Raw genomic sequence first — 17,678 nt, 5'->3', positions numbered from 1 at the left:
CCGCAGGTGCCACGCCTTCGCTGATTAAAACTAGTTCTTCTTCTGCGAGATCACGACCGCTGCCACGGCGGCGATGACCAGCGAGATGAGCAGGAACTTGCCGCCCTTGCCGGACTTCTTCTCCGGGGCGGAAAGGCTCTTCTGGGCCGCCTGCACGGCGTTCTCCACGGAGGCGCGGGCACGCTTGGCGGCCTTGGAGTTCCCACCGACATTTTCGATCAGGTTGGCGCCGGCCTTGTTGATGGCATCGGTGTTGACGCCGGCGACGGCCTCGTTCCAGCTGCCGCGGATTTCCTTGGGCAGCTCTTCCTTGGCGGTCTTGGCGAGTTTCGCCAGCGACTTCTCAACTTGCTTCAAGCTCTTGGCAGTTTTCGACATGTTGTTCCTCTCTGGTGGACCTGGAGCCGGGTAGACCTTGAGGTCTCGGTTCCAGCCTAGCCAGCCGGAGGTTGGCGCTCAAGGACGCGCCGTTGCGCTCACTGCGAACTGGGAACTTACTGGGAGGGCCGGCGCAGCCCGCGGATCCGGATGCGCAACGCGCTGAACAGGCACAGCAGCATCAGGATCGCGGCGACCGAGAGCACCGTGGCGAACCCCGGCGAAGTGGACTGCCCGGTATAGCGGTCGGCGATGATCCAGCCGATCACCCACAGGGCACCGGCGTTCAGGTAGATCCCCATCGGGTTCTTGAAGCTGACCGCGCTGAGGAACAGCGCCAGCAGCAGCACCGCGAGCGCGCAGGCTCCCTTGAACATCAGCGAGCCGGCGTCCGCGCCGGAGTGCGCGGTGACGGCGACGGTTTCGGCCAGCACGATCACCGAGAGCCACCCGGCGAACAAACCGAAGCTGGCGCGGGTGATCCACCGGTCCACCTGCCGCAGCGCCGCGGTCCTGCCGACCATCACCACAATGCGGACCAGCATGGCCATCAGGAGCAGGCCGAAGGCCAGCGAGGCGCCGATGCGGTCGCGCTCCAGGAACGCCACCCACAGCGCATTGCACAGCACCGCGCCGAGCACCCAGGGCCGCAGCCGGTGGTGCAGCCCGGTGCGTTCTTGCGGCAGGCACTGCCAGATCGCGTAGAACGCCACGGCGCCCATCAGCCCGAACCAGGGCAGCTGCCCGATGCGCGGAACGGAGGCGACGGTGGCATCCTGGCCCAGCCAGCCGCCGGCGCGATCTTCCAGCCCGGCGGCCGAAAGCACCGCCCATGCCGCCCAGCCCAAGCCGAGCAGGATGGCGGCCGCATAGCCCACGGTAACCAGCCTTGTCTTCACGAATCCGAACGTACCACGGCCCGGGGACCAAAATGGTTCGCCACGGCTAGAGTGGAAGCATGACTGAGCCTTGGCTACGACGTGCCATTTCCCTGCTCGACGCTGACGCGAACCGCAGCGCCGACACCCACCTGCATCGCTTCGAGCTCCCCGGCCACTGGGGGATCGAGCTCTACTTGAAGGACGAGTCGGTGCACCCCACCGGCTCGCTCAAGCACCGGCTGGCCCGCTCGCTGATCCTCTACGGGCTGGTCAACGGGAAGATCTCCGAAGGCACCACGCTGGTGGAAGCCTCCAGCGGGTCCACCGCGGTCTCCGAAGCCTACTTCGCGCGGATGCTGGGGCTGGAATTCATCGCGGTGGTGCCCAGGTCCACCAGCGCGGAGAAGATTGAGCTCATCGAGTTCTACGGCGGCCGCTGCCATCTGGTGGACGCGGCCGGAGACGTCGACGCGGCGGCCCGCGAGCTGGCCGCCGGCACCGGCGGCTACTACCTGGACCAGTTCACCTATGCCGAGCGGGCCACTGACTGGCGCGGGAACAACAACATTGCCGAGTCGGTGTACGCGCAGATGGCTGCCGAAGCGCATCCGATTCCCAGCTGGATCGTGGTCGGTGCCGGGACCGGCGGCACCAGCGCCACGTTCGGGCGCTATGCCCGCTACAAGCGGCATGAGACCCGGATCTGCGTGGGCGACCCGGAAGGCTCGTCGTTCTATGAGGGCTGGCGCACCGGGGACCTGGGCTACGCCACGGGCCGCGGATCGCGCATCGAGGGGATCGGCCGGCCCAGCGTGGAGCCGAGCTTCGTGCCCGGGGTGATCGACCGCATGGTGCAGGTGCCCGACGCGGCCTCGCTGGCAGCCATGAACTTCCTGCGCGCCAAGACCCGCTATTTCGCCGGCGGCTCCACCGGAACCAACCTCTATGCGGCCTTTACGATCATCGCGCAGATGCTGCAGCGCGGCGAGCAGGGCTCGGTGGTGACGCTGATCTGCGACTCCGGCGAGCGCTACGCGAAGACCTACTACAACCCTGAATGGGTGGCCGGGCAGGGACTGGATCTGGCGCCCTATCAAGCACAGCTCGAGCGCTTCCTCGAAACGGGAGCCTGGGACTAGCTGCGCAGGGTGGGCATCATTCCGGCCTTGTGCTTGCGCTGGTGCACCGAGAAGTAGCCCAAGCCGGAATCGCCTGCCACGAACTGCCGCTGGGAGCGGGCGGGCAGGTAGATGATGTCGCCGACGGCCAGCTCGATGGATCCGCTGGCGGTGCGCAGCACCCCGGAACCGGCAAAGACGTGCAGCAGCACGTCGAGCTCCGGGCCCTGGTGCTGCCCGATCTTTTCGCCTGGGGCCAGCGAGATGACGTTGGCGTCCAGGTCGCGCTGCTCGGGTTGCAGCTTCCAGATCGCTCCGTTGGATTTTCCGGCGGCCAGTTCGGTGGTGTTGGCCATGCGGCGCGGTTCGGGCATCGTCTCTCCTTGAAGTGCTGTGCTGCTGGCTCAAGCTTAGCCAACCCAGCAGAGCACCGGAGCGGCGGCAGGTGCGGGCGCAGGCGATTGGTGCCTAGGATGGGAGCCAAGGAGGGAAGATGACTGAAAGTCCAGCAGCGCGGCATGCGAGCACCCAAGCGGATTTCGCAGCGAACCTGGCTTCCATCCGCGCGCGGATTGCCGCGGCGGAGGCCAAGGCCGGCCGGGCGGCGGGCAGCGTGCGGCTGCTGCCGGTGACCAAGACGGTCCCGGCTGAACGGCTGCGCCTGGCGATCGCGGCCGGGGTTCACTGGCTGGGGGAGAACAAGGTGCAGGAAGCGTGGGAGAAATCCCAGGCGCTGGCGGACCTGCCGCAGCTGAAGTACTCGGTGATCGGGCACCTGCAAACCAACAAGGCCAAGTACGTGGCCCGGTTCGCCGACGAGTTCCAGGCCCTGGATAATCTGCGCCAGGCACAGGCGTTGGAGCGCCGGCTGGAGATCGAGGACCGCACCCTTGAAGTGTTCATCCAGGTGAACACGTCGTCGGAAGAATCCAAGTTCGGGCTGGAACCTGGCCAGGCTCCGGTATTCCTCAAGCAATTGCAGGGATTTGAGCGGCTGCAGGTCAAGGGATTGATGACCTTGGCGGTGTTCTCGCCACAGCAGGAACTGGTCCGCGCCTGCTTCCGGAAGCTGGTTGCCGTGCGCGAAGAGCTTCGCCAATTGAATCTGGGCAGCGTGGAAGAGCTGTCCATGGGGATGAGCGGGGACTTCGAGCTGGCCATTGCCGAAGGAGCCACGGTGGTGCGCGTGGGCCAGGGCCTATTCGGTGCGCGGGCCTTGCCTGATTCGCACTATTGGCCAGGGTTCGCCGGCTAGTTTCCGGCGGCGTGGGAAGCTGGTCTGCGCTTGTTCGTCCTGTCACAGGCCGGTGTGCTGGGAAGAACTTGAATTTGCGGCGTATGCCCATGACAGCAGCCGGTCGGCGCAGTAGGGTGAAGAGCAGACCCACTGGAACATTGTGTGCAGGAGGAATGTTTTGCCTACCGTAGCCGACCACCTGATTGAACAGCTCGATACCCAGGGAGTGCGCCGCATCTACGGCATCCCGGGCGATTCCCTGAACGGCTTGACCGATTCCCTGCGGGAGAACGGGCGGATCGAATGGGTCCACCACCGCCATGAGGAAGCCGCCGCCTTCGCCGCAGCGGCGGAGGCGGAAATCACCGGCGAGCTGACCGTCTGCGTCGGCTCGTGCGGACCGGGCAACCTGCACTTGATCAATGGGCTGTACGACGCGAACCGCTCGCGCGTCCCGGTACTGGCGATCGCCGCGCACATCCCTACCGGGGAGATCGGCTCCAACTATTTCCAGGAGACGCACCCGGTCGAAGTCTTCCGCGAATGCTCCGTCTATGCCGAACAGGTTTCCGATCCCAAGCAGATGCCCCGGATGCTGCGCATTGCGATGCGCGAGGCCATCGAGAAGCGCGGTGTGGCGGTGCTGGTGATTTCCGGCGATGTGGCGCTGGCGGAAATGGAACGCACGCCCACGCAGAAAATCATCAAGACCAATCCGCGGGTGCTGCCCAATGAAGAGGAGCTGGAACGCGCCGCAGAGGTCCTTGAAAGTTCGCGCAAGGTCACCATTCTCGCCGGCGCAGGTGTGGCCGGCGCCCACGGAGAAGTGATCGAGCTGGCAGGAAAGCTCGCTGCGCCGATCGTGCATGCCATGCGCGGCAAGGAGCATATCGAATACGACAACCCGTATGATGTGGGCATGACCGGCCTGCTGGGCTTCGCTTCGGGCGCCAAGGCGATCGCCGAATGCGATGTGCTGCTGATGCTGGGCACCGATTTCCCCTACCAGCAGTTCTACCCGCAGGATGCGACCATCATCCAGGTGGATATCCGTGGCGAGCAGATCGGCAAGCGCACGCGGGTGGACATCCCGCTGGTGGGTACGGTTAAGGACACTGCCGCGGCGCTGGCCGCCGTGCTCCCGGTGCAGACCCACCGCAAGCACCTGGAAGCAGCGGTGGAGCACTACCGCAAGACCCGTACGAAGCTCGACGAGCTGGCGACGCCCTCCAAACCCGGCGCCGCGATCCATCCGCAGTACTTGGCCCGGCTGATCGACCAGCACGCAGATGAGGATGCGATCTTCACCGCCGACGTTGGTTCCCCGGTGATCTGGGCGGCCCGCTATCTGTCGATGACCGGCAAGCGCCGGGTACTGGGCTCCTTCAACCACGGTTCCATGGCCAACGCGCTGTGCCACGCACTGGGCGCCCAGGCAATTGACCGGCAACGCCAGGTGATCGCCTTCGCCGGGGATGGCGGATTGGCCATGATGCTCGGCGAGCTGCTCACTGCCACGCAGAACAAGCTGCCGATCAAGATCGTGGTGTTCAACAACTCCTCGCTGAATTTCGTGGAACTGGAAATGAAGGCCGCTGGCTTCGTCACCTACGCCACCGATCTGCACAATCCCGACTTCGGGGCCGTGGCCACTGCCTCCGGGCTCAAGGGCTACCGGGTGGATGATTCGGCGCAGCTCGAAGCCACGGTGGAAGAATTCCTGGCTCATGACGGTCCTGCGCTGCTGGATGTGGCGACCGACCGCCAGGAGATGTCGATGCCGCCGGAAATCAAGCTGGAGCAGGCCAAGGGCTTTGCCCTGTATGCCCTGAGGACCGTGCTCTCCGGACGCGGCGACGAGCTGCTGGATCTGGCGAAAACCAACTGGCGCCAACTGTTCTAGCGGAATTGTGCCTATGCTTGTTGCTGGTGCCCTTGGCACCAGCAACACGTTTGTGACATCAGAAAGTTGGCGCTTTGGCTTCGCAACCTGCCGCTCTGCATGCGGCCACCATCGAGGATTTCACCCGCAACCTGGCAACTGTCAACCAGAAGATCGCCGCGGCGGCAACGGCTGCGGGCCGGGACGCCGGCTCGGTCCGGCTGCTTCCGGTGACCAAGACCATCGATACCGACCGCTTGGCCTTGGCGATCGCCGCCGGTGTGAACACGCTGGGGGAGAACAAGGTCCAAGAGGCGCAGGGCAAGTACGAGCATTTCTGCGAGAAGTTCCCGCACCTGCGCTATGCGATCATTGGTCCGCTGCAGACGAACAAGGCGAAGTTCGTGGCGAAGTTCGCTGATGAATTCCATGCGCTGGACTCGCTGAAACTCGCCGAGACCTTGCAACGCCGACTGGAGCTCGAAGATCGGACGCTGGAGGTCTTCATCCAGGTCAATACCTCCGGGGAGGAAAGCAAATCCGGTATCCAGGCTGGCGAGGCAGCCGGGTTGCTTGCCGGTTTGGCGTCGCTGGACCGATTGAAGCTGGTGGGCCTGATGACCATGGCGGCGAATACCACCGATGAAGCATCCATCCGCGGCAGCTTCTCCTTGCTGCGCGAGACCCGTGACCAATTGCGGCAGGATGCTCCTGACAGCTTCCAGCACCTGTCCATGGGCATGAGCGGCGACTACGAGCTGGCCATCGCCGAAGGAGCCACCGTTGTGCGCGTGGGCCAGGGAATCTTCGGTGCCCGGACCTACCCGGCCTAAAGAGCCCCTGAATCGTTTCTGGGCTTCGCGACCAGGGGCAGCTGATATTTCTTAGCTGCCCCTGGTCTTAGCTGCCCCTGTTTTGCGTTCTCCACAATCGGTCGTGCGGCTCCCAAACTGTCGGTTCAGAGGCTGACACTACATGTAGGGGTGCACGATGTGCACCCGGAACTGGATAGGGGAAGCGAAACACGCCGACGAACATCTCACAGAAGAATTTTTAACCCACAATGGAGTTCTGCCAACCTGTGGACAAAGGAGCCGGGTCCGCTAGAAATAGCGGTTTAAACGGGGGTTAGTATCCACAGATCCTGTGGACGTCATCGTGGATGAATGACATACTTGTAATACATCATGTTGTGGCCGCTTGACCGGCCAAACACAAGATGTAGTATTGAACTCGTTGGTGCGGCTCGCACCAGAAGCACCTCGAAGCAGTGGTTTCGAGGCATCCGAGAGGATGGCTAGGTACTTTCCGAGAATCCGGGAACCTAGCCGAAAATAGACTTTCCAAAGGGGATCAGGGACATGGCCATCACGGTTTACACGAAGCCTTCCTGCGTTCAGTGCAACGCTACTTACCGCGCGCTGGATAAGAAGGGTGTCGAGTACAACAAGGTAGACATCTCTCAGGATGCGGCAGCCTTGGAGCACGTTCGTGGCTTGGGCTACATGCAGGCACCTGTCGTAATCACCGATGACGATCACTGGTCGGGTTTCCGCCCAGACAAGATCGAGTTGCTGGCACCAGCCAACTAATTCAGAACTCCATCCGCTATCTTCTAGTGGAGGCGAAAAAATAATGGCACCTGCAGCACTTGCCGACAGGCAAAATGCTGAGGCCCAGGAACCGCTGGAATTCACCGATTCGAACCTGATTTACTTCTCATCGGTTTCGGAGAACACGAAGCGTTTCGTGGAGAAGCTCGAGATGGATGCCGCGAGGATTCCGGTCTACGCGACCGAACCGCAGCTCATCTCGACAGCCCCGTACGTGCTGCTCATACCCACTTATGGCGGAGAGCAAGGCAAGCGTTCAATCATGCCGCAGATCATGAAGTTCCTGCGGCATGATGTGAACCGGGCGAATCTTCGCGGCGTGATCGGTGCGGGGAATACAAACTTCGGCGAGTACTACTGCATTGCGGCCAAGCGCATTGCCGAGAAATGCAACGTACCCGTGCTTTATACATTCGAAATTATGGGAACCTCAGAAGACGTTCTCAACGTCAAAGAAGGGCTTGAAACCTTTTGGACACCAGCGTCGCAGAACCGGCAGCAACGATGAAGAGCTCAAAGGAGCTCCCAGCCCAGTTCCAGGGCTTGAGCTACAACGACTTGAACGCCATGCTGAACCTCTACGGTCCAGATGGAAAGATCCAGTTCGAGGTAGACCGCTATGCGGCTCGCCAGTATTTCTTGGATCACGTGAACAACAACACCGTGTTCTTCCACGATCTGGACGAGAAGCTTGAATACCTCGTCAAGCACGAGTACTACGAACGCGAAACCCTCGACCAGTACTCGATGAACTTCATCCGGGATCTGTTCAAGCACGCCTTCGGCAAGAAGTTCCGCTTCGAAACCTTCTTGGGCGCCTTCAAGTTCTACACTTCGTACACTTTGAAGACCTTCGACGGAAAGCGCTACCTGGAACGCTATGAAGACCGCGTCTGCATGGTGGCCCTGCACCTGGCACGCGGCGACGAGAAGCTGGCCCGGCATCTGGTCGACGAGATCATCGAAGGCCGCTTCCAGCCTGCTACCCCAACCTTCCTGAATGCCGGCAAGGCGCAGCGCGGCGAACTGGTCTCCTGCTTCCTGCTTCGCATCGAAGACAACATGGAGTCCATCGCCCGCGCGGTGAACTCGTCGCTGCAGCTTTCCAAGCGCGGCGGTGGTGTTGCCCTGTCGCTGACCAACCTGCGTGAGCATGGTGCCCCGATCAAGCAGATCGAGAACCAGTCTTCCGGTGTCATCCCGGTCATGAAGCTTCTTGAAGATTCCTTCTCCTACGCGAACCAGCTCGGTGCACGCCAGGGCGCCGGTGCCGTCTACTTGAACGCGCACCACCCGGATATCTACCGCTTCTTGGATACCAAGCGCGAAAACGCTGATGAGAAGATCCGCATCAAGACCCTGTCCCTGGGTGTTGTCATTCCGGATGTCACCTTCGAACTGGCGCGCAAGAACGAAGACATGTACCTGTTCAGCCCGTACGACGTCGAGCGCGTCTACGGCCAGCCGTTCAGCGAAATCTCCGTCACCGAGAAGTACTACGACATGGTCGACGATGCGCGCATCAAGAAGACCAAGATCAACGCCCGCGAGTTCTTCCAGACTCTGGCCGAGATCCAGTTCGAGTCCGGTTACCCGTACATCATGTTCGAGGACACCGTGAACAAGGCAAATCCAATTGCCGGCCGCATCACCATGTCCAACCTGTGCTCGGAAATCCTCCAGGTTTCTTCCGCTTCGGAATTTGCTGACGACCTGAGCTACAAGACCGTCGGCAAGGACATCTCCTGCAACCTCGGTTCGATGAACATCGCCAAGGCCATGGACGGCAAAGATCTGGCTACCTCGGTAGAGATCGCCATTCGTGCGCTGAGCGCCGTTTCGGACATGTCGGACATCGCTTCAGTTCCTTCGATTGCCGATGGCAACCGCAAGTCGCACGCCATTGGCCTGGGCCAGATGAACCTGCATGGCTTCCTTGCTCGCGAGCACATCTACTATGGCTCCGAAGAAGGCATCGACTTCACCAATATCTACTTCTACACGATCCTGTTCCACGCGCTGACTGCTTCGAACAAGATCGCGATGGAACGCGGCGAGACCTTCGACAACTTCGAGAACTCGAAGTACGCCTCCGGCGAGTTCTTCGACAAGTACACCGAGCAGGAATGGGCACCAGCTACCGAGCGCGTCCGCGAACTATTCGAGGGCATGCACATTCCTACCCAGGAAGACTGGAAGGCCCTGAAGGCTTCGGTTATGGAGCACGGCATCTACAACCAGAACCTCCAGGCAGTTCCTCCAACCGGTTCGATCTCGTACATCAACAACTCGACCTCCTCGATCCACCCGGTCGCAGCGAAGATCGAAATCCGCAAGGAAGGTAAGATCGGCCGCGTTTACTACCCGGCTCCTTACATGAACAACGAGAACACCGACTTCTACGAAGACGCTTACGAAATCGGCTACGAGAAGATCATTGACACCTACGCCGCTGCAACCCAGCACGTCGACCAGGGCTTGTCGCTGACCTTGTTCTTCAAGGACACCGTCACTACTCGTGACATCAACAAGGCCCAGATCTACGCATGGCGCAAGGGTATCAAGAGCCTGTACTACATCCGCCTGCGCCAGCTCGCGCTGGAAGGCACCGAGGTTGAAGGTTGCGTTTCCTGCGCACTGTAAGACCTTGAGCCATTGACCGGTTGGCCGGTCCATGGCATCACGCAACAGCTGCCGCAGGGCTCCGTCCAGCGGCAGCTGTTGCACATCAAAACCACTTCAGATCGTGTCAACGATCCGACATGAACTCTGGACCTTGCTGCACCGGCACCGTTCGAAAGAACTGTAGAGTTGTACGCGAAGTTCTTAACACGATTTAGCTTTTCGATGAGGGGCAATGACCGAGAAGATTCAGCTCACCAACAAGGTTGAAGCAATCAACTGGAACCGTATCCAGGACGATAAGGACGTGGAGGTCTGGAACCGACTCGTCAATAACTTCTGGCTTCCGGAGAAGGTGCCGCTGTCCAACGACATCCAGTCGTGGGCCACCCTGACCGAAGACGAAAAGCTGCTGACCATGCGTGTCTTCACCGGCCTGACCCTGCTGGACACCTTGCAGGGTACCGTAGGCGCCGTCTCGCTGATCCCGGATGCACTGACCCCGCACGAAGAAGCAGTGTACACCAACATTGCCTTCATGGAATCGGTGCACGCCAAGAGCTACTCCTCGATTTTCTCGACCCTGGCCTCCACCAAGGAAATCGATGAAGCCTTCCGCTGGTCCACCGAGAACGTGAACCTGCAGAAGAAGGCCCGGATCATCGAGAGCTACTACCACGGCGAAGACCCGCTCAAGCGCAAGATCGCTTCGACCCTGCTCGAATCGTTCCTGTTCTACTCGGGCTTCTACCTGCCAATGCACTGGTCCTCGCACGCTAAGCTGACCAACACTGCTGACTTGATCCGCCTGATCATCCGTGACGAAGCAGTCCACGGCTACTACATCGGCTACAAGTTCCAGAAGGGTCTGGAAGGTGCCAGCGAAGAACGCAAGCAGGAGCTGAAGGACTACACCTTCGAGCTGATGTACGAACTGTACGAAAATGAAGTCCAGTACACCCATGACCTCTACGATCCGGTAGGCCTGTCCGAGGACGTCAAGAAGTTCTTGCACTACAACGCCAACAAGGCTCTGATGAACCTGGGCTACGAGGCCATGTTCCCATCCACCGTGACCGACGTATCCCCAGCTATCTTGGCTGCGTTGAGCCCGAACGCTGATGAGAACCATGACTTCTTCTCCGGTTCCGGTTCCTCCTATGTCATCGGCAAGGCAGTAAATACCGAAGACGAGGACTGGGACTTCTAGTACCTAGCTTTTCCGACACTGGCCCCACCAATTTGGTGGGGCCTTTGTCATGAGCGGCGCTATACGCAACGCACAGCGGCAATTGGTAGATACTTGGAAAGTACGAGTTGCTATCAATGCGCGGGAGTCAATGTGCAGATCGAATCCACTTCGGATGAACAAAGTTCATTGGACGACCAGCAAATCCAGCGGATTCGACGCAAATCCATTTCTGTCCTCGCCGCAGGACAGATTCTTGGTGGCTTGGGCAGTGGCGCAACCCTGACCTTGGGGTCGCTGCTGATTGTGAATGTTTCCGGGCTCGATGAACTGGCCGGCATGGCAGCAACCATGAATACACTGGGTGCCGCCGTCATGGCACTGCCGCTGGCGATGCTCGCTCAGAAATTCGGCCGGCGTGTTTCGCTATCAACAGGTGCCTTGCTGGCGGCCAGCGGCGTCACCATCATCATTGCCTCAGCATTCCTGAAATATTGGCCGCTGCTGCTGCTCGGCATGCTGGTTCTAGGAACCGGCTCGGCAATGAATCTCCAATCCCGATTCGCTGCCACGGATTTGTCCAGCAAATCCACTCGCGGCCGTGATCTCTCCATCGTCGTATGGTCGACAACCATCGGCGCAGTCATTGGTCCCAACTTGTTCGAGCCTGGCGAAGAACTCGCTCGGTTCATAAGTCTCCCATCGTTTACCGGAGGCTTTCTCATCGCCATGTGCGCGCAACTGATCGGCGTGCTGGTTTACTGGGTTGGCTTGCGTCCCGACCCTTTGCAGATTGCACAGCAACGAGCAGCTGCCCACGCGCAAAAAGCCCAGCTTCGCCGCCGAGGCTGGAGCATCCTGAAAAACACTCCGGCAGCTCGACGTGCGGTGCTCACCGTGGCTTTGACCCACCTCTACATGGTGTCCATGATGTCAATGACTCCAATCCACATGCAGCATCAAGGGGCAAGCCTCACGCTCATCGGCATCACGATTTCAATTCATGTTGCCGGGATGTACGCATTGTCGCCGGTATTCGGCTGGCTCACGGACAAGGCAGGAGCGCGGACGATCATCTTTGCTGGGCAAGTATTGCTGATCACGGCAAGCATACTCGTGTGGATCGATTCAGAGAGCCACACCGTGACAACCTTTGCTTTGCTGAGCTTGGGACTCGGCTGGTCTGCGGCCACAGTTGCCGGGGCAACAATGATTTCCGGGGCGGTTGGTATTTCGGAACGTCCGCAATTGTAGGGCACCTCGGATCTCTGCATGAATCTTGCCGGTGTGCTTGGAGGGCTTAGCGCTGGCCCGGTTCTGGGAGCCGTCGGGTTCCAAGGGCTGGCCGTGGTGCTGTTGATCTTCGCGATGCTCATGATTGCTGTGAATTTGAAGCCAAACAGCTCGGATGCTGTCTACGATTAGCGGATAGTGCCAAGCTGGAAGCTGGTTACTTCATGCGGAAGGTTACGGGCTCATGGCAGAAGATACACGGTGCATTATCGTTGGGGGAGGACCCTCCGGAATGGTGGCCGGTTTGCTGCTTGCCCGCAGCGGTGTGCCAGTAACGGTTCTTGAGAAGCATGCCGATTTCCTCAGGGATTTTCGTGGTGACACCATCCACCCCTCAACGCTGCAGTTGCTTGATGAAATCGGGCTGATGAGCGAGTTCGAAAAGATCGATTTCAGCAAGGTTGCTCAGGCAAGCATACCCGCCAGGGACGGTTCGCCAGCTACAGTTCTCGACCTGTCGCGGTTGGAGCATCCATTTCCGTTCATCGCCATGGCGCCGCAGTGGGATTTCCTCAACTTGTTGGCTCGTGCAGGTGCAGCGGAACCGAATTTCGAGCTGAGGATGTGTACTTCGGTAACTGACGTTGTCACCGAAGGAGGCCGCATAGTTGGCGTCAAATATGAAGACTCGGCCGGCGGCGGTGAAATGCGTGCTTTGCTCACTATTGCGGCAGACGGCAGGTGGTCCCGTGTCCGAGAAGCAGCCGCACTGCCGATGAGGGAATTCTCCGTACCGATTGATGTGTGGTGGTTCAAGATTCCAAGCAACGTGGATCGAAAGAACGAACTGACTCCAGCGTTCGCCAAGGATCGATCTTTTGTCCTGATTCCGCGCGAGGGATACGTGCAGGCAGCCATGCTTTTGCCGAAGGGGCACGATGCCCGGCTACGCGCAGAAGGCGTCCAGTCATGGAGGAAGTCAATCATCCAGGCCGCCCCCGAGCTGGCAGATGGCGTACGGAGTTTGGCCCTTGATGATGCGAAGCTTCTGGACGTCAAGCTAAATCTTGCGAAACAGTGGTGGCGGAGAGGCCTGCTGTGCATTGGGGATTCTGCCCATGCCATGAGTCCAGTTGGGGGAATCGGCATCAACTTGGCTGTGCAGGATGCTGTAGCAGCGGCACGGATCTTGGCGCGGCCTCTTCGGGAGGGGACGATTTCTGATCATGATGTGGCAGCAGTACAACGCCGCCGAACCGTCCCGACAGTTGCTACACAGATGGTTCAACGAGTTATGCATCGCGGGCTAACCCGCGTCATGCAGGCCAGCGGCGAATTCCGGGTGCCGATGCCGGTAGCTTCCGCTTTTCGCTTGTTCCCGAAGCTCACGACATTGCCGGCTCGTCTGCTTGGTGTAGGGGTTCTTCGGGAACGACCTCCGGTCGAAGCCTGCCGGTAGAAAACGGTTAAAAGCAGCAAAGGTGCAGTTCCATCCTTGCGGGGAACTGCACCTTTGAAGAAAGTCTCTTAGCGAGCCTGGATGTTGGTTGCCTGTGGGCCCTTTGGACCAGCTTCCAGGGTGTACTCAACGGTCTGGCCCTCTTCGAGGCTACGGAAACCGAAGCTCTGGATTGCGCTGTAGTGTGCGAAGACGTCAGCCGATCCATCCGAAGGAGCGATGAAGCCGAAGCCCTTTTCAGCGTTGAACCATTTTACGGTGCCAGTGGCCATAGTGTTATTTCCTTATTTATTGATGGCCACGATGTGGCCTGGTTGCCGATCCGAAGTTTCGAATCGGAAAATTTAGGGGTTACCTCGCGCAGAGCTGCCGAGAACGATTCGCCTGCCGTCGATACGGAGCATCGAATACTGATTTTGCCGGTATCGGCCAAAACGGGGGTCGCTGCACGTGCTTAGACATCATCGGTTTCCAGGCTGCTAGCGGGTAATGACCCCACGCTAACGGAGTAGAACAAGGAAGCCACAGAAAAGTGACGCACGGAAACGTCGAGATGTTTTATCTGCAGTGAAGAAGAGAAGATGAAGAATTCGTTTCGATAGGAGTTCATTCAATCTGAAGATCGATGAACCGATTTGCAAAGCACAGACGATTTGTTGGCTGTGCTACAAATCCTACTGCTAACAATTGCTGGCGGGGACTCACACCTGCAACCGTTGAGGTAACGAATAAAGCCTACCATTGATCGCCGTCCGGTGGGGCGTGACGTGTGATACGTGGGCAACCTGCCGAGGTGAATCGCGCCAACGGAGTTCACGACTTGTCGATTGACTAGTGCGTCAGCAGAAAGTAATTCTCTGTAAAATTGATGAGCATTATTCGCGTGCCCCTGGGCGGCCGCAGCTCGGCCCCCTGGAAAACAGTGCGCCAGGGGACAGAGCCGGCAACTACGGCTTCGCTGGCGCTGAGGCCTCAGCCAACCGACTGCCCAGCAGATCAGCATTGATGGCAGCTCCTGCGACCGTTCCAGATGCTGCCGCGGCCATGACCATCGCGCCCAGGTTACTTGCGTTTCCGGCGGCGTATACTCCGGGCAGAGCGGTAGCGCCCATTTCATTGACTTGGATGAAGGTGCCAAGCGGATTTTCGGCAAGCTGCCCGCCGAGCGACAGGTAAAGCGAGGCTTGCGCGTTCATCTGGCTTGCCACTACCAGTGCCTGCGCGTTGACCTTTCGGCCGTCTGCAAGGGTCACTGAATCCAGATTTCCCTGAGCATCGAAATCGATCGCTTGCACTGCTTGCTCGATGACCGGTATTTCCAAGGCGGCAAGTGTTGCGCGATTCTCGTCGTTCAATGCGGCCGGGGTGTGGTTGATGAAGGTGATGCTAGGGCTTAGCTGGCTGAACATCATCGCTTGATGGGTGCTCATGGGCCCGATACCGAGAACCAGGATTTCTTGGTCGCGGACTTCCCAGCCATGGCAGTAAGCGCAGTGGACCGCGGTATCGCCCCATGCGCGGGCCAGGCCTGGAATCGGAGGCAAGTCATCAACCAGACCCGTCGCCAGCACGATGCGGTCTGCGCTGAATGCTTGGCCGGACATCGTGACGCTGAAACCGGTCTCCATCGAACCGCCGAGCTGGTCGACTGTGCCTTCGATAATTTGCACTCCATAGTTCATGGCCTCCCGCCGTCCGCGGGACAAGAAGTCAAGGGGATTGATGCCTTCGTTTCCCAGGATGTTATGCGCATGCTGCGCTGCAGCGTTTCGCGGCTTTCCTTCATCGATAACCAGCACAGTGCGCCGCGAACGGCCTAGCGCGATGGCGGCCGCGAGTCCCGCGCTGCCGCCGCCGATGACGATTGCTTCGTAATGTTCCATGTCCCTCTCCTTGCTGCGTTCGGTGTACTGTCCACGGTATCGACGACTTGCGCCAAAGGGTGTATCGTTTTGCGCATGACGCAAGAAATCGATGTGGATCAGATTATCCGGCAACGCATCAGGACGCTTCGGCAGAATCTTGGATGGTCATTGGAATCATTGGCGAGCAAGGCATCCCTCAGCGTTTCCACGCTCAGCAGGATCGAAACAGGAAGCCGTCGTATTGCCCTTGACCAGCTGATACCCATAGCCAAGGCGTTGAACACCAGTTTGGACGAGCTAGCGTCAACCTCTGAGGCCGAGATCATTATCCGCCCGGAGCCGATTTCGATGCCGGGGGTCACCATGTGGAAGCTGTCCACCGATGACGCGGTGAACGGTGTCAATGTTTCGAAAATGCGCTTCGATCCTTCGCAGGCGCCCGCTCCCACCGAGCTGCGCATCCATCCGGGCAAGGAATGGTTCACAGTGCTCCTCGGCGAGATCCAGCTGAAGCTGGGGGATCGAACCTACCATGTGAAGGCGGGTCAATCCGCCCAGTTCGACACCATGACTCCTCATGCGATGTGGGCGGTCAATGGTGTTGCCGAGGTGCTCGGAATCATGGATCATGCCGGCCAGCGAGCCCATGAGCACGACACAGCCGGCTAGTTTAGTGAATTCAATTACTCTTGGATAGCCTGAGGGCAGAGTATTGAAGACCGCGATGCCAGGAGGGCAACGATGACGCACCAGCTCAACGAAGAGCTAGAACAGACCCTAGCTGATGGCGATTTCTATTTTGAAGCTCTTGGCGATGGGCGCTATCGCTCGTCGTGGCATTCCCAGGGTGCGTGGAACCCGCATGAGCAGCATATGGCTCCCGCCTCGGGAATCTTGGCTTATGCCTTGGAAAATTTCCAGCCACGCGCAGACATGCGCATCGCACGGATCAGCTACGAAATCCACGGTCTGATCCACGCCGGGGAATTCGAGATCTCAACGCGAATGGTCCGTCCCGGCCGGACGATCGAATTGATTGAGGCCGAGATGACTGCCAAGGGCCGCACCAGCATCGTTGCGCGCGCGTGGCGAGTCATCCAGAGCGACACCAGTGCTGTAGCAGGGATCGAAGACAAGGAAATCCCGGGTCCAGATGCCTGCTCGGTCCGGGACATCAGCGGGAAATGGCCTGGTGGCTACATCAAATCCATCGAGTTGCGTGCCAATGATGAACTGCGCCCAGGTCGGGGCTTCGCATGGCTGCGTACTCCTTATGCGCTGGTCGACACGGGAGACGCTACTGCGTTATCCAGCCTGGTGGGAATGATCGACACGGCAAACGGCGTGGTGCCACGTGTGGATCCGGGTGAAGAGACCTGGATCTACCCGAACGTGGATCTCCAGATCCACATGTACCGCATGCCGGTAGGCAAGTGGCTGGGGCTGGATGTCCAGCAGAGCTTCGGCACCGACGGCATCGGACTGACCTCAACGGTTTTGCACGATGAAACTGGCCCTTTCGGCCGGGCCGAGCAGATCCTGACGGTCCGTTCGCGCTAGTTCGATGCGCCGGCTGAAAGCTTGGCCAGCAGCTTCTTGAGCTCTGGCTTGGACATCAGCGTGAACTGCCGCTGGCGGTACTTTTCCCGGTCTGCGCTGTGGGCCTGGAAAAGTGCATAGCCGCGCTTGACCAGGAATAAGATTGGCTTCCGGCGCTGTGCTACGTCGCGAACGAATCTCCGAAGAGCGGTGACCAAGGCCGGTTCGTCGACATAGTACGCCTGGACATTGATGCCCTTGGCACACAGCGGCTCAAGGATTTCGTAGAGGAAGATGCCTTCGGCGACGATCGGTCCTCCGGCGCACGTGATTTCGCGATGCCCGTTGTAGCTCGAGGTTGCGATTGAGTAGTTGGGGACCATGGTGGTACCGCGCTGGAGCAAATCATCGATTGCCTGCAGCGCGGCTTCCTGATTCCAGGTAGCCGAATCGTCCCAGTCGATTTCGCCGTAGCCGGTGCGAGGGAACTCAACAGGATTCCCGTCTTCACTGATCTGGCGGTAGAACTCGTCCAGCGGCAGATGAGGCTGGCCGAATTTCGACGCGAGATAGGACTTGCCGGATCCGGACGGCCCGGCAATCAGGATGACAGGGGTTGAAGAATTTGGCACGCCTTTTATTATGGCCCAGAAATGCCGGCT

19 protein-coding genes are annotated in these 17,678 nt (G+C 59.5%); 13 read left to right on the top strand and 6 right to left on the bottom strand.

What is annotated here, in order from left to right; genetic code table 11:
• Positions 1-30: 30 nt before the first annotated feature.
• Positions 31-378, bottom strand: coding sequence for a hypothetical protein (locus ACLQ8T_RS09115; RefSeq protein WP_204722259.1), 348 nt, complete (start codon positions 376-378; stop codon positions 31-33).
• A gap of 116 nt (positions 379-494) precedes the next feature.
• Positions 495-1,277, bottom strand: coding sequence for a hypothetical protein (locus ACLQ8T_RS09110; protein ID WP_413454466.1), 783 nt, complete (start codon positions 1,275-1,277; stop codon positions 495-497).
• A 59-nt stretch (positions 1,278-1,336) separates the two neighbouring features.
• Between ACLQ8T_RS09110 and ACLQ8T_RS09105 the strand changes: the two genes are divergently transcribed.
• Positions 1,337-2,398: a PLP-dependent cysteine synthase family protein gene (locus ACLQ8T_RS09105; protein WP_413454465.1), complete on the top strand. Its 1,062-nt coding sequence runs from the start codon at positions 1,337-1,339 to the stop codon at positions 2,396-2,398.
• On the opposite strand, the gene ACLQ8T_RS09100 is transcribed toward ACLQ8T_RS09105, so the two are convergent.
• Positions 2,395-2,751, bottom strand: coding sequence for a cupin domain-containing protein (locus ACLQ8T_RS09100; RefSeq protein ID WP_413454464.1), 357 nt, complete (start codon positions 2,749-2,751; stop codon positions 2,395-2,397). The two genes, ACLQ8T_RS09105 and ACLQ8T_RS09100, sit on opposite strands and share 4 nt — an antisense overlap.
• Before the next feature lie 119 nt (positions 2,752-2,870).
• On the opposite strand from ACLQ8T_RS09100, the gene ACLQ8T_RS09095 reads away from it, so the two are divergent.
• From ACLQ8T_RS09095 to ACLQ8T_RS09050, 10 genes are all read left to right on the top strand, one after another.
• Positions 2,871-3,632 (top strand): YggS family pyridoxal phosphate-dependent enzyme, encoded by a 762-nt coding sequence (locus ACLQ8T_RS09095; protein ID WP_413454463.1) that lies wholly within the window; start codon positions 2,871-2,873, stop codon positions 3,630-3,632.
• A 160-nt stretch (positions 3,633-3,792) separates the two neighbouring features.
• The gene (gene poxB / locus ACLQ8T_RS09090; protein ID WP_204722254.1) at positions 3,793-5,517 is read left to right on the top strand and encodes a ubiquinone-dependent pyruvate dehydrogenase; all 1,725 of its coding nucleotides are present in this window, start codon (positions 3,793-3,795) and stop codon (positions 5,515-5,517) included.
• 74 nt (positions 5,518-5,591) lie between these two features.
• On the top strand, positions 5,592-6,329 hold the full coding sequence (locus ACLQ8T_RS09085) for a YggS family pyridoxal phosphate-dependent enzyme (RefSeq protein WP_413454462.1): 738 nt from the start codon (positions 5,592-5,594) through the stop codon (positions 6,327-6,329).
• Positions 6,330-6,857: 528 nt separating this feature from the next.
• The gene (nrdH, locus tag ACLQ8T_RS09080; protein ID WP_013349130.1) at positions 6,858-7,088 is read left to right on the top strand and encodes a glutaredoxin-like protein NrdH; all 231 of its coding nucleotides are present in this window, start codon (positions 6,858-6,860) and stop codon (positions 7,086-7,088) included.
• A gap of 43 nt (positions 7,089-7,131) precedes the next feature.
• Entirely contained in the window at positions 7,132-7,617 is a 486-nt protein-coding gene (nrdI, locus tag ACLQ8T_RS09075) for a class Ib ribonucleoside-diphosphate reductase assembly flavoprotein NrdI (protein ID WP_073706167.1), read from the top strand.
• The gene (gene nrdE / locus ACLQ8T_RS09070) at positions 7,614-9,752 is read left to right on the top strand and encodes a class 1b ribonucleoside-diphosphate reductase subunit alpha (protein WP_204722252.1); all 2,139 of its coding nucleotides are present in this window, start codon (positions 7,614-7,616) and stop codon (positions 9,750-9,752) included. The genes nrdI and nrdE overlap by 4 nt, the downstream gene beginning before the upstream one ends.
• A 214-nt stretch (positions 9,753-9,966) precedes the next feature.
• Positions 9,967-10,941, top strand: coding sequence for a class 1b ribonucleoside-diphosphate reductase subunit beta (gene nrdF / locus ACLQ8T_RS09065; protein ID WP_413454461.1), 975 nt, complete (start codon positions 9,967-9,969; stop codon positions 10,939-10,941).
• Between the two features lie 132 nt (positions 10,942-11,073).
• Positions 11,074-12,174, top strand: coding sequence for an MFS transporter (locus ACLQ8T_RS09060; RefSeq protein WP_413454460.1), 1,101 nt, complete (start codon positions 11,074-11,076; stop codon positions 12,172-12,174).
• An 18-nt stretch (positions 12,175-12,192) separates the two neighbouring features.
• Positions 12,193-12,345 (top strand): hypothetical protein, encoded by a 153-nt coding sequence (locus ACLQ8T_RS09055; RefSeq protein WP_413454459.1) that lies wholly within the window; start codon positions 12,193-12,195, stop codon positions 12,343-12,345.
• 52 nt (positions 12,346-12,397) lie between these two features.
• The gene (locus ACLQ8T_RS09050) at positions 12,398-13,612 is read left to right on the top strand and encodes an FAD-dependent oxidoreductase (RefSeq protein ID WP_413454458.1); all 1,215 of its coding nucleotides are present in this window, start codon (positions 12,398-12,400) and stop codon (positions 13,610-13,612) included.
• A 68-nt stretch (positions 13,613-13,680) separates the two neighbouring features.
• On the opposite strand, the gene ACLQ8T_RS09045 is transcribed toward ACLQ8T_RS09050, so the two are convergent.
• On the bottom strand, positions 13,681-13,884 hold the full coding sequence (locus ACLQ8T_RS09045; RefSeq protein WP_013349123.1) for a cold-shock protein: 204 nt from the start codon (positions 13,882-13,884) through the stop codon (positions 13,681-13,683).
• A 675-nt stretch (positions 13,885-14,559) separates the two neighbouring features.
• Positions 14,560-15,495, bottom strand: coding sequence for an NAD(P)/FAD-dependent oxidoreductase (locus ACLQ8T_RS09040; protein ID WP_413454457.1), 936 nt, complete (start codon positions 15,493-15,495; stop codon positions 14,560-14,562).
• Here ACLQ8T_RS09040 and ACLQ8T_RS09035 point away from each other — a divergent pair.
• On the top strand, positions 15,487-16,146 hold the full coding sequence (locus ACLQ8T_RS09035; RefSeq protein ID WP_338085777.1) for a helix-turn-helix domain-containing protein: 660 nt from the start codon (positions 15,487-15,489) through the stop codon (positions 16,144-16,146). The genes ACLQ8T_RS09040 and ACLQ8T_RS09035 overlap by 9 nt on opposite strands.
• 72 nt (positions 16,147-16,218) lie before the next feature.
• On the top strand, positions 16,219-17,037 hold the full coding sequence (locus tag ACLQ8T_RS09030) for a thioesterase family protein (protein WP_204722247.1): 819 nt from the start codon (positions 16,219-16,221) through the stop codon (positions 17,035-17,037).
• Here ACLQ8T_RS09030 and ACLQ8T_RS09025 read toward each other — a convergent pair.
• Positions 17,034-17,648, bottom strand: a complete 615-nt coding sequence (locus tag ACLQ8T_RS09025; RefSeq protein WP_413454456.1) for a uridine kinase — start codon at positions 17,646-17,648, stop codon at positions 17,034-17,036. The genes ACLQ8T_RS09030 and ACLQ8T_RS09025 overlap by 4 nt on opposite strands.
• Positions 17,649-17,678 lie beyond the last annotated feature (30 nt).

Origin of the sequence: Glutamicibacter sp. FR1 (assembly GCF_047300825.1) — a bacterium.
GTDB classification, from domain to species: domain Bacteria; phylum Actinomycetota; class Actinomycetes; order Actinomycetales; family Micrococcaceae; genus Glutamicibacter; species Glutamicibacter nicotianae.
The sequence above is the reverse complement of the archived record's forward strand: the minus strand, read 5'-3'. Positions and strand labels throughout refer to the sequence as shown.

Coding starts and splice junctions, on each gene's coding strand:
- ACLQ8T_RS09115 (WP_204722259.1), bottom strand. CDS start 378: ATGTCGAAAACTGCCAAGAGCTTGAAGCAAGTTGAGAAGTCGCTGGCG.
- ACLQ8T_RS09105 (WP_413454465.1), top strand. CDS start 1,337: ATGACTGAGCCTTGGCTACGACGTGCCATTTCCCTGCTCGACGCTGAC.
- ACLQ8T_RS09100 (WP_413454464.1), bottom strand. CDS start 2,751: ATGCCCGAACCGCGCCGCATGGCCAACACCACCGAACTGGCCGCCGGA.
- ACLQ8T_RS09095 (WP_413454463.1), top strand. CDS start 2,871: ATGACTGAAAGTCCAGCAGCGCGGCATGCGAGCACCCAAGCGGATTTC.
- nrdH (WP_013349130.1), top strand. CDS start 6,858: ATGGCCATCACGGTTTACACGAAGCCTTCCTGCGTTCAGTGCAACGCT.
- nrdI (WP_073706167.1), top strand. CDS start 7,132: ATGGCACCTGCAGCACTTGCCGACAGGCAAAATGCTGAGGCCCAGGAA.
- nrdE (WP_204722252.1), top strand. CDS start 7,614: ATGAAGAGCTCAAAGGAGCTCCCAGCCCAGTTCCAGGGCTTGAGCTAC.
- nrdF (WP_413454461.1), top strand. CDS start 9,967: ATGACCGAGAAGATTCAGCTCACCAACAAGGTTGAAGCAATCAACTGG.
- ACLQ8T_RS09055 (WP_413454459.1), top strand. CDS start 12,193: ATGAATCTTGCCGGTGTGCTTGGAGGGCTTAGCGCTGGCCCGGTTCTG.
- ACLQ8T_RS09050 (WP_413454458.1), top strand. CDS start 12,398: ATGGCAGAAGATACACGGTGCATTATCGTTGGGGGAGGACCCTCCGGA.
- ACLQ8T_RS09045 (WP_013349123.1), bottom strand. CDS start 13,884: ATGGCCACTGGCACCGTAAAATGGTTCAACGCTGAAAAGGGCTTCGGC.
- ACLQ8T_RS09035 (WP_338085777.1), top strand. CDS start 15,487: ATGTTCCATGTCCCTCTCCTTGCTGCGTTCGGTGTACTGTCCACGGTA.
- ACLQ8T_RS09040 (WP_413454457.1), bottom strand. CDS start 15,495: ATGGAACATTACGAAGCAATCGTCATCGGCGGCGGCAGCGCGGGACTC.
- ACLQ8T_RS09030 (WP_204722247.1), top strand. CDS start 16,219: ATGACGCACCAGCTCAACGAAGAGCTAGAACAGACCCTAGCTGATGGC.